This window comes from Gordonia sp. NPDC003429 (assembly GCF_053588575.1).
Genome location: NZ_JBSFQF010000010.1, coordinates 50,520 through 62,942, shown reverse-complemented (window position 1 = coordinate 62,942; position 12,423 = coordinate 50,520). Strand labels below are relative to the sequence as shown.

Below are 12,423 nucleotides of genomic sequence, written 5' to 3'. Positions count from 1 at the left end.
AATGTTCGATTCCCTCTCCGATCGGTTGACCGGTGCGCTGAAGGACCTGCGCGGTAAAGGACGCCTCTCCGACGCCGACATCGACCGCACCGCCCGTGAGATCCGCCTCGCGCTGCTCGAGGCCGACGTATCGCTGCCCGTCGTCCGCGCATTCATCTCCCGGGTCAAGGAGCGGGCGAAGGGCGCCGAGGTGTCGGGGGCGCTCAACCCGGCCCAGCAGGTCGTCAAGATCGTCAACGACGAACTCGTCGGGATTCTCGGCGGGGAGACCCGGCGTATCCGGTTCGCCAAGACCCCGCCGACGGTCATCATGCTCGCGGGTCTGCAGGGCGCCGGAAAGACGACGCTCGCGGGCAAGCTCGGACACTGGCTCAAGCAGCAGGGACACACCCCGTTGCTGGTTGCCTGCGACCTGCAGCGCCCCGGCGCCGTCACCCAGCTCCAGATCGTCGGTGAGCGGGCCGGTGTACCGGTGTACGCACCCGACCCGGGCACCAGCATCGGGCAGACCGGTGAACTCGGCACCGTGAGCCACGGCGATCCGGTCGCGGTGGCCCGCAGCGGTGTGCAGCAGGCGCGCGATCAGCACTACGACGTTGTGGTGATCGACACCGCCGGCCGGTTGGGCATCGATGCCGAGCTGATGAGCCAGGCCGCCGACATCCGAGACGCGACCGCACCCGACGAGGTGCTCTTCGTCGTGGACGCCATGATCGGACAGGATGCGGTCACCACCGCAGAGGCCTTCGCCGAGGGCGTCGGATTCACCGGCGTGGTGCTGACCAAACTCGACGGTGATGCCCGCGGTGGTGCGGCGCTCTCGGTACGAGAGGTCACCGGTCAGCCCATCATGTTCGCGTCGTCGGGCGAGAAGCTCGAGGACTTCGACGTTTTCCACCCCGACCGGATGGCCAGTCGCATCCTCGGCATGGGCGATGTGCTCAGCCTCATCGAGCAGGCCGAGCAGCACTGGGACGCCCAGCAGGCCGAGGCTGCCGCGCAGAAGATCAGCCAGGGGGAGTTGACCCTCGAGGATTTCCTCGAGCAGATGCAGATGCTGCGGCGGATGGGCCCCATCGGCAACATCCTGGGCATGCTGCCCGGTGCCAACCAGATGAAGGACGCGCTCTCGCAGGTCGACGACAAACAACTCGACCGGGTGCAGGCCATCATCCGCGGTATGACCCCGGCCGAACGGGACAACCCGAAGATCATCAACGCCTCGCGGCGGCTGCGGATCGCCAACGGCTCGGGGGTGACGGTCAGCGAGGTCAACCAGCTCGTCGACCGGTTCTTCGAGGCCCGCAAGATGATGGCGCAGATGTCCGGACGGATGGGCATGGGCGGCGGCCGCAAGAACAACCGCAAGAAGGGCAAGGGCAAGAAGGGCAAGGGACGTGGTCCCACTCCGCCGAAGGTCCGGGGCGGATTCCCCGGCATGCCGGGCGGCTTCCCCGATCTGTCGGGTATGCCCGCGGGCCTCGACCAGCTGCCACCGGGCCTCGAAGGCATCGACGTCTCGCAGTTCCAGCAACCGAAGAAGAAGTAGCCGGCACCGGTGCCAGTCTCTTCGCGGCTCGAGCCGACCGATTCCGACGTGCGCCACTACCGCGGACGCGATCCGCTGACCGACGAATCCGTCGAGCTGTGGGTGGTGGGTGAACGGATCTCACGGGAACCGGTGGCCCATGCCACCACGGTGTGCGCTGACGGCTGGATCATTCCCGGATTGGTCGACGCCCACAATCATGTCGGCATCGCACCGGGTCTCGGCGTCGACATCGAGCGGGCGCGGCGATTCGCGCAGGCCGACGTGCGCGCCGGCGCCCTACTGATCCGCGAGGTCGGCTCGCCGCTGGACACCCATCCGCTCGACGCCGATCCCACCTGCCCCAAGTTCATCAGGGCGGGCAAACACATCGCACGGCCGAAACGCTACCTGCGCGATTACGGCGTCGACCTCACCGATCCCGACGAGTTGCCCGCGGAGGTGTCCCGCCAGGCTGCCGCCGGGGATGGCTGGGTGAAGATCGTCGGCGACTGGATCGATCGGGAGGTGGGAGATCTCGCGCCGCTGTGGACCCGAACCCAACTCGATGCCGCGGTCGCCGCAGCGCATCGCGCCGGCGCACGGATCACCGCGCACGTGTTCGGCGGTGACGCCCTCGATGACCTGATCGACGCCGGGGTCGACTGTATCGAGCACGGGACGGGACTGAGCCCCGACCACCTCGACGCCATGGCGTCGAGGTCGATCGCGTTGGTGCCCACGCTGATCCAGGTGGACAACTTTCCGGAGATCGCCGCCGGCGCCGATCGTTTCCCGACCTATGCCGCGCACATGCGCAAGCTCTACGACACCGCCGCGGACACCTTCGCCGCCGCCCGGGAGGCCGGCGTCGCGATCTTCGCGGGTACCGATGCGGGAGGGTTCGTCGCGCACGGTCGCATCGTCGATGAAGTGGAACGACTCGCGCAGATCGGATTCGGGATGAGCGGTGCGCTCGCAGCCGCCACGGTGGCGCCGCGACGATGGCTCGGCGCCGGACTGCTCGAGCATGGCGATCCGGCCGACTTCCTTGTCCTCGACGCCGACCCGCGGTGCGAACCCGCCACCTTGCGCCGACCGCGTCACGTGGTGTGCTCGGGTCACCCGATCGAATGAGTGCCGCGTCACCCAAGGATGTGACCCACGCCACTTCCATGGGATTGGTCGCGCAAGTTACCCAGTAGTAAGGTGTCATTTGCGTTGCACTCGCATCTGCGGGTGGCGACTGGGAGTGACGGTCGGCGTGGGTTGCCTTTCGTGGGGTGGGGCAACCCATGCCGACCGAGCCCCGGCTCGCGGTTCAATGCCGGGGCCGATCGCCGCGGGATTTCCGTCGCGGCCCGCCCATCTGGCAGAATGGGCTGTCGGTTCGTCGGACCCGGTTACGTACCGACCGACGGTCACACCGAACAACGTCGCAAAACCGGGCCCACCATCTCTGGGTGGGCCGCCGAATTGCGCAGTGACCAATGGAAAGTTGAAGTACCTCATGGCTGTCAAGATCAAACTCACGCGGCTCGGCAAGATCCGCAACCCGCAGTACCGCATCGTCGTCGCCGACTCGCGCACCCGCCGCAACGGCCGGGTCATCGAGACCATCGGCAAGTACCACCCGAAGGAAGAGCCCAGCCTGATCGAGGTGGACTCCGACCGTGCCCAGTACTGGCTCGGTGTCGGCGCCCAGCCCACCGAACCGGTCGCGGCCATCCTGAAGGTCACCGGTGACTGGCAGAAGTTCAAGGGACTGCCCGGTGCCGAGGGCACCCTGAAGGCGCGCGAGCCCAAGCCGTCGAAGCTCGATCTGTTCAACGCGGCCCTGGCCGCCGCCGACAGCGAGCCGGTCGCCGAGGCGACCACCCCGAAGAAGAAGGCCACCAAGAAGGCCGACGCACCCGCCGAGGCCACCCCGGTCGTCGACGAAGCGCCGGCGGAGCCCGAGTCGAAGGCGGTCGCCGAGGCGGTCGCCGAGGACCAGGCGTGAGCGCAGTCGTCGCCGACGCCGTCGAACACCTCGTCCGCGGGATCGTCGCCAACCCCGACGACGTGCGAGTGGAGCTGATCACCGGCCGTCGCGGGCGCCTCGTCGAGGTGCACGTCAACCCCGAGGATCTCGGCAAGGTGATCGGCCGCAACGGCCGCACCGCCACCGCACTGCGCACCCTCGTCGCCGGTATCGGCGGCCGGGGCATGCGCGTGGACATCGTCGACACCGACCGCTGAGCCACACTCCCACGATGGATCTCGTGGTAGGACGTGTCGCGAAATCGCACGGCGTGCGCGGCGAGATGGTCGTCGACGTCCGTACCGACGAACCGGCGCAACGCTTCGCGGTGGGTACCGTGCTGCGTGCCCGTGCACCGCGCGGCGACGACGCCGACCGATCCTTCACCGTGACGGCCGCCCGGAATCACTCCGGGCGGCTGTTGCTGTCTCTGGCCGAGGTGTCCGACCGCGCGGCTGCCGACGCCCTGCGCGGCACCCTGTTCGTGATCGACAGCGACAGCGTGGACTCGGGTGGCAATCCCGACGAGTTCTACGACCACGAGCTCGAGGGGCTCGAGGTGCGCACGGTTGGCGGCGACCCGGTGGGCCGGGTGTCGTCGGTGCTGCATCTGCCCGCCCACGACGTGCTGGCCGTGCGCACCGAGGAGGGGCGCGAGGTGCTGGTCCCGTTCGTGCGTGAGATCGTGCCGACGGTGGGCGCCGACGGCATCGTCATCGATCCGCCTGCCGGACTGCTCGACGAGCAGACGCAATGACGGCATCGGCAGATGCGGCGGGACCGATGCGCATCGACGTCGTGTCCATCTTTCCCGAGTACCTCGAACCTCTGCGAATTGCCCTGCTGGGCAAGGCCATCGACAGGGGTGCCATCGAACTGTCGGTACACGACCTGCGTGACTGGACCCACGACGTGCACCGCGCCGTCGACGACTCGCCGTACGGCGGGGGACCGGGCATGGTGATGAAGCCGCAGGTGTGGGGGCCCTGCCTCGATGACGTGTGTGATGAGCAGACCCTGCTGGTGGTGCCGTCTCCCGCCGGGGTGCCGTTTCGGCAGGCAACTGCGCACCGCTGGAGTACCGAACGCCACCTCGTCTTCGCCTGCGGACGGTACGAGGGCATCGATCAGCGGGTCTTCGACGACGCCGCCCGCCGGATGCGGGTCGAAGAGGTGTCCCTCGGCGACTTCGTTCTCATCGGCGGTGAGGCCGCGGCCATGGCGATGATCGAGGCAACCGTCCGCCTGATCCCCGGCGTGCTGGGCAATCCGCGCTCCCACCAAGAGGATTCATTCTCCGACGGGCTGCTGGAGGGCCCGAGCTACACGCGGCCCGAGCAGTGGCGGGGCCTGCGGGTGCCCTCGGTGCTGCTCAGCGGCGACCACGCGCGGATCGCGGCCTGGCGTCATGACGAGGCGGTCGCACGCACTCGAGCCCGACGTCCCGATCTGTTGGGGGAGGAGACCGACCGATCTCCGGGGTGTTGATGAGTGAGTTCCGGCCGCCGCCGCACCGGATATGATCTTGTCCACTTCGGGGAGGGAGCGACGCAGGTATGGATCGCTGGACACGGATGCTCGACGACCTCCGCCGGCAACGCGCCGAACTCACGCGGGTCAACGCCGAACTGGCCCGTCTCACCGCCACCGCGACGAGCGCCGACCGCTTGATCTCGGTGACCGTCAATGCGCGCGGACTGCTCATCGATCTCACGGTGACTCCGGCCGCCGTGCGCCGCTACCGCGCCGACACGTTGTCGGAGACCATCACCGGCCTCGTCGCCGAGGCGGACGCGGGCCTGCGTGAACGTCGTGACCGGCTGCGAGAGGACATCGGGCACCTCGGCCCGCAGATCGCCGACATCCACCCGACCGATCGCTCGCGCACCGAAAAGGTGCGCCGGGATGCGTGAGGAACGCCCGGCGACCGGGCCCGCGATGGAGATGAACCTGCACGACACCACCGAGCTGCTGCGCGGCCTGACCACCGCGGAGGACCGCCTCACCGATGTCGCCGACGAGGTGGCACAACTGCTCGCCACGGCCGACGCCGCGCTCGGCGACGGGCCGGCTGCCGCGGCGTTCCGCGCCGGGTTCGGTGTCACGGCCGCCGGCTGCCTGCGTGGTGTGGATGATGCCGCGCAACTGCTGGGGCAGCACTCGGCCCGCATACGCCGGGCGTCGACGTCGATCTGCGACGCCGACGAGCGTTCGGCGCTCGATTTCGGGGGCGATGATGACCGCTGAGCGTGCCCGCATCCCGACCCCGCCGACGCTTGCGGTCCCCGACGAGCTGAGCCGTCTGGTCCGGACGCTGGCGCCCGATGTGTGGCCCACCGCCGATGTCGGATCGCTGCTCGACTGCGCGCACGGGTTGCGTGCGCGGGCATCGGAACTGGGTGCAATAGCCGCCGACATCGTCACCGCCCACCACGGCGTCGAGGGGGCCGGGCGATTTCACGACGAGATGGTCACGGCCGGAAGTCATCTCGGTTCCGACGCCGGTGCCGTGCGTGCGGCGGCCATTCGGCTCGCGGCAGCTGCTGACGCGCTCGAGACGTACGCGGCTGCGAGTACCGCCGCGCACAACGAGATGTCGGTGATCACCGCGATCGCCGACCGCGACCGACTCGTGGGTGAGGTGTCGGCGGCGCTGGGCGACGACTCTGCCGCCGTGATGGCGGCGAGCACCGGTCGCTATGCACTCAGCGCAGCCGGCGACGGATACGTCGAGCAGGCGCGCGACGCCGGGCGTCCCGGCGAACATCACTCCGACGACCCGCAGGGTCAGGCGGCCACCAGCGGCTACATGCCGATGGGAGCCATGGGCGGACTGGGCGCGATGGGCGGCGCCGCACTCGGTGGCGCGCTGGGGTCGGGGGCCCGCGGGACAATCGGCACGGGGGCCGGTGGCGCCGGGACCGTCGACCCGCGGCACCTCGTCGCGCGCGCCATCGCGCTGCACGCATCGTTGCCCACTCCGGTCCGCGACTGGCTGCGGGTGGCGGTGGGCGTGGGCGAGAAGGTCGGGGGTGACCGGCAGATCGTGGTCGCCACGAGCGATCCCCAGCCCTATCAGCGGCCCGGGTTCGCCATCGGCGCACACGAAGGCCTCACCGCCGACGGACAGGAACCCGAACTCGCGGTGGTGGCCCATTTCGAAGCGTCGGCGGTGGCGACGCTGGCGATCGGCGCGTCGACGCCGATGCCACCGCATGTGCGGTCGGTGTTGGCCGCCGACGGTATCGACGCCGACGCACCCCATCCGGCGCGCGCCTGACCTGGCTGCATCCGCGCCCCGCAATTATCCTGATCACATGCACCACTGGCTCTCGCACCGAGCCTCGGAGTGGATGACCAACGACATCATCGATCGCGGGCGACTGCCGTTGCTGGTGTTCTTCTGCGGACTCATCATCGGATTCGTCGGCATCCGTGTCAGCGTGCGCCTGATCCGGGCACGTGTGCGGTGGTGGTTCTCGAATGTGACCACCGGTGACGTCCACATCCACCACATGGTGTTCGGCGTGCTGCTCACCCTGCTGTCGGGGCTGGGACTCATCGCGGTGTCGGTCACCGGTGACCAGGCCGTGTTGTCGGTGTTGGCCGGACTGTTCGGTGTCGGCGCGGCACTCGTCCTCGACGAGTTCGCGCTGATCTTCTACCTACGCGACGTGTACTGGAGTCGCGAAGGGCGGACCTCGGTGGACGCGGTGTTCATCGCGATCGCGGCCACCGGCATGCTCGTGATGGGGTTTCGGCCCCTCGACCTCTACTTCGATGCGGTCAGTGACGTACGGGGGCATTCTCCACTGGTGGTCGACCTGCTCTCCGGTGCGCTCAACCTGGCGCTCGCGCTGATCGTGATGCTCAAGGGCAAGGTGTGGACGGGTCTGATCGGCATCTTCGCCTGGCCGCTGCTGGTGGTCGGCGTGCTCCGGTTGGCCAGGCCCGATTCGCCGTGGGCGCGCTGGCGCTACACGTCCAATCCGCGCAAGATGGAACGCGCGTTGCTCCGGGAAAGACGCCTGCGTCGGCCCTTCGTGCGCACTCTCGTGTTCGTGCAGGACCTCGTCGCTGGACGGCCGGAAAGCCTCCCGCATGTGCGCGCCGCCACCGAGGATCGCCTCGACCAGATGGTGCACCCGGCGCCGCCGCCACCAGCGATTTCGCCGCGCCGGGGTCTGTCTGGCACAATAGTGGGGTTGCCTGGCGACGGCGCCGCATTGGCGCCCACGCACGACGGCACACACAACGACTCGGAGCATGAACCGGTCGAACCCCACGCCTGAGCTGTCGGGACATCCCTGGCGGCCTGGTTGCGGGGCCGCCAGGTTCCTCTGTTCACGTTAACCAGACAAGGACCACCACCATGAACACCCTCGACTTCCTCGACAAGCAGTCGCTGCGCGACGACATCCCCGACTTCGGCCCCGGCGACACCCTCGACGTTCACGTCAAGGTGATCGAGGGCTCCAAGGAGCGTGTCCAGGTGTTCAAGGGTGTTGTCATCCGCCGCCAGGGCGGTGGCATCCGCGAGACCTTCACGGTGCGCAAGGTGTCCTTCGGCGTCGGCGTGGAGCGCACCTTCCCGGTGCACAGCCCCACCATCGCCAAGATCGACGTGATCACCCGCGGTGACGTCCGTCGCGCCAAGCTGTACTACCTGCGCGACCTGCGCGGCAAGGCGGCCAAGATCAAGGAAAAGCGCTGACGCGTCTAATCTGACGACGTGGCACCCGACAACCCCGGCGACGAATCCGAGACCGCGGATCGGTCCGACACCCCAGACCGGTCCGACACCACGAACGACGCGGAGACCGGGTCGAGCGATCGACCGTGGCGGAGCAAGGACGACGAACCCGAGAGAAAACGCGGTTCGCTGCTGCGGGAAACCGTCATCATCCTCGCCTGCGTCCTGCTGGTCACGTGGATTCTGCAGACCTTCATCGCCCGGCAGTACGTCATCCCGTCGGAGTCGATGGAACCCACCCTGATCGGCTGTCAGGGCTGCACCAACGACCGCATCGTCATCGACAAACTCGCGTATCGCTTCGGTGATCCACAGCCCGGCGACGTCGTCGTTTTCAAGGCGCCCACCTCGTCGTGGGACGGCGACTGGCAGTCCCCACGCTCGGACAATCCCGCGATCCGCTCCCTGCAGAACGGGCTCTCGTGGTTCGGTTTCGCGCCGCCCGATGAGAACGATCTGGTCAAGCGTGTGATCGCGACCGGCGGTCAGACCGTGGAGTGCCGCAACTCCGAGGGTGTCGGCGTGAAGGTCGACGGCAAGCCCCTGCACGAGCCGTACATCGACAAGTCGCTGCAGGCCCGCGATGTCGCGGACGGCGAGTCGGCATCTCCCGACGGTCAGGTGACGAGCTGCTACGGCGAGGATTTCGGCCCCATCAAGGTGCCCGACGGCAACGTCTGGGTGATGGGGGACAACCGTGAGTACTCTGCGGATTCCCGCTATCACGTGGGCGACGAGTATCAGGGCACGGTGCCGGTCAGCGACATCCGCGGTCGGGTGCTGTGGGTGATCTATCCGTTCTCCCGGATCGGCGGTGTCGGCTCGGTCAACCCGCAACGGTGACGGGACGGCTCGGATGAGTCAGGCTCGGAAGAGTCGGTCTGGGTCGAGTCCGTCTGGGACGACTCGGACGTCTCGATGGCCACCGCGGTTCCCGGTGCGGCGCGCGGCAAGTCTGCGCACCTATGAATTCGCGCTCGACCGCAGCGGACTGGGACCTGTCGCCGGTGTCGACGAGGCGGGCAGGGGCGCATGTGCGGGCCCCCTCGTGGTGGCCGCCTGCGTCCTCAAACCCACCCAACTCGTGTCGCTCGCCGATCTCGATGACTCCAAACGTCTGTCCGAACAGACCAGGGAGACCTTGTATCGGGCGATCACCAAGTACGCGCTGAGCTGGTCGGTGGTGATCATCGAGGCAGCCGAGATCGACCGGATCGGCATCCACGTCGCCAATATCGAGGGCATGCGGCGTGCCGTCGCACGCCTCGACATGACGCCCGGCTACGTGCTGTCCGACGGATTCGTCGTGCCGGGGCTCACCGTGCCCTCGCTGCCAGTGATCGGCGGCGACGGATCGGCGGCCTGTATCGCCGCGGCCAGCATCCTCGCGAAGGTCACCCGCGACCGCATCATGGTGGCCATGGACGCCGAGCTGCCCGGGTACGATTTCGCGATTCACAAGGGGTACAGCACCGCGCACCACATGACGTGCATCGACGCGCACGGACCGTCCTCCCAACACCGCATGTCGTACCGCAACGTCGCTTCCCGGCGCCGTGACGGCGCACCCACCAGCACAAACCTGACCGCGATAGGCTTACCGAATGAGCGCTGAAGATCTCGAGAAGTACGAAACCGAGATGGAGTTGTCCCTGTACCGCGAATACAAGGACATCGTCGGCCAGTTCACCTATGTGGTGGAGACCGAGCGGCGCTTCTATCTGGCGAACGCGGTGGAGATGGTGCCCCGCAACACCGACGGCGAAGTCTATTTCGAACTCCGGATGAGCGACGCCTGGGTGTGGGACATGTACCGGCCGGCCCGGTTCGTCAAGCAGGTGCGGGTGATCACCTTCAAGGACGTCAACATCGAGGAACTCGAGAAGCCCGAACTGCGGCTACCCGACGAGCCGTAGGCCGTTCGTCCGAACCCGGTCCGCGGTGGGCGGTGCCGGCCGTACACTCCCGACGGTGACCACTCCCGAACCTGTGCAGACGCTGCAGGAGTTGCTGCGCCTGCGCGCCGACTCCGACCGGCCCGCCGTGATCACCGCCGACCGTGAACTCTCGTGGCGCGCGTATGTCGAGGAGGCGTCGCGCTGGGCGTCGGCGCTGCTCTCGTCGGCCGACGATGTTCGCCGTGTGCATGTCGGGGTGATGTTGGGCAACACCGCCGACATGCTCGTCGCCATGGCCGCGGCCGCGCTCGGCGGATTCGTGCTGTGCGGGATCAACACGACGCGGCGCGGCAGCGCGCTGGCCCGTGACATCACGCTCGCCGACGTCACGATTCTGCTCGTCAACGCCGAGGGACGCGGGCTGCTCGACGGACTCGACCTGCCCGGGGTGTCGGTGATCGATGTCGACGACCCCGAAACCGGTTGGCGTGAAACGTGTATCGGCGCACCGCCGTTGACACCGCGGTGCGAGGTGAGTCCCACCGACACCTTCATGCTGATCTTCACCTCCGGCACCAGCGGCGACCCGAAGGCCGTCCGGGTGGCGCACATGATGCCCTTGATGGGAGCGCAGGTGATCGCCGGCAAGCTCGGTGTCACCGCCGACGACGTGTGCTACCTGTCGATGCCGCTGTTCCATTCGAATGCGGTGGCCGCCGGTTGGGCGGTTGCCGCGGTCGCCGGCGCGGCAATGGTGCCGGCCGCGTTCTCCGCGTCCCGATTCATCGACGACGTACGCCGCTTCGGCATCACCTACATGAACTACGTCGGCAAACCGCTGGCCTATATCCTCGCCACCGAACGGCGACCCGACGACGCCGACAATTCGCTGCGTGTCGCGTTCGGCAACGAGGCATCCGACCGGGACATCGCCGAGTTCGCCGAGCGCTTCGGGGTGTTCGTGCTCGACGCGTTCGGGTCCACCGAGAATGCCATCGTGGTGCGCCGGGAACCCGGCACGCCACCCGGATCGATCGGCCTCGGACTGCCCGGAGTGGCCGTCTACCATGCGGAGACGATGACCGAATGTGCGCCCGCCGTCTTCGATTCCCATGGGGCGCTGAGCAATCCCGAGGATGCGATCGGCGAGTTGGTCAACACCCACGGTGCGGGTGTGTTCGCAGGCTACTACAACGACGACGCGGCGACCGCCGAGCGGATGCACGACGGGATGTACTGGTCGGGCGATCTGGCCTACCGCGACACCGACGGGTGGATCTATCTGGCCGGACGCACCGCCGACTGGATGCGCATCGACGGTGAGAACATCGCCGCAGGCCCGGTGGAGCGAGTCCTGATGCGTCATCCCGCGGTGAGCCGGGTCGCGGTCTACGCCGTGCCCGACCGGCGGGTCGGCGACGCGATGGTCGCCGCTCTGGTGCCGCGCGACCCCGGTGGGCTCGATCCGGCCGGCTTCGCCGAATTCCTTGCCGACCAGGAGGATCTGTCGACCAAGGCGTGGCCGAAATGGGTTCGGGTGGAATCGGATCTGCCGACCACCGCCACCAACAAGATCCTCAAACGGGAGCTCGCCGCGGACGGCCTGCGCAGCGCGTCGCAGCTGTGGGAACGCGCCGATCGTGGTCGCAGCTACACACGGCGCGCCGACGGTGCCGTGAGCTCAGGGTCGGTGTCCGCGCCCGGCTGATTGCTCCACAGACAGTGGTGGGTCCACAGCAGCGGCGTTGACGGCGGACTGAGCGGGCCTCATCGGTGGCTCGATCGGTCATCGTGGGGGCATGAGAAGCAAGCCATCACAGCAGAACCGTCGGGCGCACATCGCGAAGCTAGGTGAGGACCTGGCCGCGGAGTTCGTGCGTGGCCTGGGATGGTCGGTGCTGGAACGCAATTGGCGGTGCCGCTACGGGGAGCTGGATCTGATCGCGGCGGTACCTCCGGCGCCGACGTCGGGCGAGCCGCTGCTGGTGGTGGTCGAGGTGAAGACCCGCGCCAGCCATACGTATTCCGATCCGGTGGCCGCGGTCACGCCCGACAAGCTCTCGCGGATGCGTCGGCTGGCCCGGCTGTGGCTGGCCTCGGAGGACACGTTCTGGCCCGCGATCCGGTTCGATGTGGTGTCGGTGCAACTCGATACGAAGTATCCCGATCGCGTCGAGTTCGCCGCGGTGCGTCATCACGTCGGCGTGTTCGAGTAGGCGGT

16 protein-coding genes are annotated in these 12,423 nt (G+C 68.1%); all 16 read left to right on the top strand.

The genetic code is table 11. The features are described from left to right. Position 1 precedes the first annotated feature (1 nt). The 16 genes from ffh to ACWDSI_RS13515 all read left to right on the top strand — a co-directional run bounded on the left by ffh (position 2) and on the right by ACWDSI_RS13515 (position 12,418). Positions 2 to 1,549, top strand: coding sequence for a signal recognition particle protein (gene ffh / locus ACWDSI_RS13590; protein WP_449747484.1), 1,548 nt, complete (start codon positions 2 to 4; stop codon positions 1,547 to 1,549). A 9-nt stretch (positions 1,550 to 1,558) separates the two neighbouring features. Next, complete coding sequence (locus ACWDSI_RS13585) at positions 1,559 to 2,665, top strand: amidohydrolase family protein (protein ID WP_449747483.1); 1,107 nt, start codon at positions 1,559 to 1,561, stop codon at positions 2,663 to 2,665. Positions 2,666 to 3,038: 373 nt separating this feature from the next. Continuing rightward, on the top strand, positions 3,039 to 3,530 hold the full coding sequence (gene rpsP / locus ACWDSI_RS13580) for a 30S ribosomal protein S16 (protein WP_449756842.1): 492 nt from the start codon (positions 3,039 to 3,041) through the stop codon (positions 3,528 to 3,530). Then, positions 3,527 to 3,769 carry an RNA-binding protein gene (locus ACWDSI_RS13575; protein ID WP_449739274.1) on the top strand — a complete coding sequence of 81 codons (243 nt, stop codon included), beginning with the start codon at positions 3,527 to 3,529 and terminating at the stop codon, positions 3,767 to 3,769. Before rpsP ends, ACWDSI_RS13575 begins: the two co-directional genes overlap by 4 nt. Positions 3,770 to 3,783: 14 nt before the next feature. Further along, positions 3,784 to 4,308, top strand: coding sequence for a ribosome maturation factor RimM (rimM, locus tag ACWDSI_RS13570; RefSeq protein WP_449747480.1), 525 nt, complete (start codon positions 3,784 to 3,786; stop codon positions 4,306 to 4,308). 26 nt (positions 4,309 to 4,334) lie between these two features. Next, positions 4,335 to 5,039 carry a tRNA (guanosine(37)-N1)-methyltransferase TrmD gene (gene trmD / locus ACWDSI_RS13565; protein ID WP_449756902.1) on the top strand — a complete coding sequence of 235 codons (705 nt, stop codon included), beginning with the start codon at positions 4,335 to 4,337 and terminating at the stop codon, positions 5,037 to 5,039. A gap of 68 nt (positions 5,040 to 5,107) precedes the next feature. Continuing rightward, positions 5,108 to 5,464 carry a YbaB/EbfC family nucleoid-associated protein gene (locus ACWDSI_RS13560; protein WP_449747479.1) on the top strand — a complete coding sequence of 119 codons (357 nt, stop codon included), beginning with the start codon at positions 5,108 to 5,110 and terminating at the stop codon, positions 5,462 to 5,464. Next, a complete protein-coding gene (locus ACWDSI_RS13555; RefSeq protein WP_449747478.1) occupies positions 5,457 to 5,798 on the top strand; it encodes a hypothetical protein in 342 nt (113 codons plus the stop codon). Before ACWDSI_RS13560 ends, ACWDSI_RS13555 begins: the two co-directional genes overlap by 8 nt. Next, positions 5,788 to 6,831 carry a hypothetical protein gene (locus ACWDSI_RS13550; protein WP_449747477.1) on the top strand — a complete coding sequence of 348 codons (1,044 nt, stop codon included), beginning with the start codon at positions 5,788 to 5,790 and terminating at the stop codon, positions 6,829 to 6,831. The genes ACWDSI_RS13555 and ACWDSI_RS13550 overlap by 11 nt, the downstream gene beginning before the upstream one ends. A 73-nt stretch (positions 6,832 to 6,904) precedes the next feature. After that, entirely contained in the window at positions 6,905 to 7,843 is a 939-nt protein-coding gene (locus tag ACWDSI_RS13545; protein WP_449756841.1) for a hypothetical protein, read from the top strand. Between the two features lie 80 nt (positions 7,844 to 7,923). Further along, complete coding sequence (rplS, locus tag ACWDSI_RS13540; RefSeq protein WP_449747475.1) at positions 7,924 to 8,265, top strand: 50S ribosomal protein L19; 342 nt, start codon at positions 7,924 to 7,926, stop codon at positions 8,263 to 8,265. 18 nt (positions 8,266 to 8,283) lie between these two features. After that, a complete protein-coding gene (lepB, locus tag ACWDSI_RS13535; RefSeq protein WP_449747474.1) occupies positions 8,284 to 9,147 on the top strand; it encodes a signal peptidase I in 864 nt (287 codons plus the stop codon). 13 nt (positions 9,148 to 9,160) lie between these two features. Beyond that, positions 9,161 to 9,919 carry a ribonuclease HII gene (locus ACWDSI_RS13530; protein WP_449747473.1) on the top strand — a complete coding sequence of 253 codons (759 nt, stop codon included), beginning with the start codon at positions 9,161 to 9,163 and terminating at the stop codon, positions 9,917 to 9,919. Further along, positions 9,909 to 10,220: a DUF2469 domain-containing protein gene (locus tag ACWDSI_RS13525; protein ID WP_005176689.1), complete on the top strand. Its 312-nt coding sequence runs from the start codon at positions 9,909 to 9,911 to the stop codon at positions 10,218 to 10,220. The genes ACWDSI_RS13530 and ACWDSI_RS13525 overlap by 11 nt, the downstream gene beginning before the upstream one ends. A 55-nt stretch (positions 10,221 to 10,275) precedes the next feature. Next, the gene (gene fadD1, locus ACWDSI_RS13520; protein ID WP_449747472.1) at positions 10,276 to 11,910 is read left to right on the top strand and encodes a fatty-acid--CoA ligase FadD1; all 1,635 of its coding nucleotides are present in this window, start codon (positions 10,276 to 10,278) and stop codon (positions 11,908 to 11,910) included. Between the two features lie 91 nt (positions 11,911 to 12,001). Further along, a complete protein-coding gene (locus ACWDSI_RS13515; RefSeq protein ID WP_449756840.1) occupies positions 12,002 to 12,418 on the top strand; it encodes a YraN family protein in 417 nt (138 codons plus the stop codon). The last annotated feature ends 5 nt before the right edge of the window (positions 12,419 to 12,423 follow it).

Bases quoted from the DNA above. Each gene is read 5' to 3' on its own strand.
- ffh (WP_449747484.1), top strand. From the start codon at position 2: ATGTTCGATTCCCTCTCCGATCGGTTGACCGGTGCGCTGAAGGACCTG.
- rpsP (WP_449756842.1), top strand. From the start codon at position 3,039: ATGGCTGTCAAGATCAAACTCACGCGGCTCGGCAAGATCCGCAACCCG.
- rimM (WP_449747480.1), top strand. From the start codon at position 3,784: ATGGATCTCGTGGTAGGACGTGTCGCGAAATCGCACGGCGTGCGCGGC.
- trmD (WP_449756902.1), top strand. From the start codon at position 4,335: ATGCGCATCGACGTCGTGTCCATCTTTCCCGAGTACCTCGAACCTCTG.
- ACWDSI_RS13560 (WP_449747479.1), top strand. From the start codon at position 5,108: ATGGATCGCTGGACACGGATGCTCGACGACCTCCGCCGGCAACGCGCC.
- ACWDSI_RS13555 (WP_449747478.1), top strand. From the start codon at position 5,457: ATGCGTGAGGAACGCCCGGCGACCGGGCCCGCGATGGAGATGAACCTG.
- ACWDSI_RS13550 (WP_449747477.1), top strand. From the start codon at position 5,788: ATGACCGCTGAGCGTGCCCGCATCCCGACCCCGCCGACGCTTGCGGTC.
- ACWDSI_RS13545 (WP_449756841.1), top strand. From the start codon at position 6,905: ATGACCAACGACATCATCGATCGCGGGCGACTGCCGTTGCTGGTGTTC.
- rplS (WP_449747475.1), top strand. From the start codon at position 7,924: ATGAACACCCTCGACTTCCTCGACAAGCAGTCGCTGCGCGACGACATC.
- ACWDSI_RS13530 (WP_449747473.1), top strand. From the start codon at position 9,161: ATGAGTCAGGCTCGGAAGAGTCGGTCTGGGTCGAGTCCGTCTGGGACG.
- ACWDSI_RS13525 (WP_005176689.1), top strand. From the start codon at position 9,909: ATGAGCGCTGAAGATCTCGAGAAGTACGAAACCGAGATGGAGTTGTCC.
- ACWDSI_RS13515 (WP_449756840.1), top strand. From the start codon at position 12,002: ATGAGAAGCAAGCCATCACAGCAGAACCGTCGGGCGCACATCGCGAAG.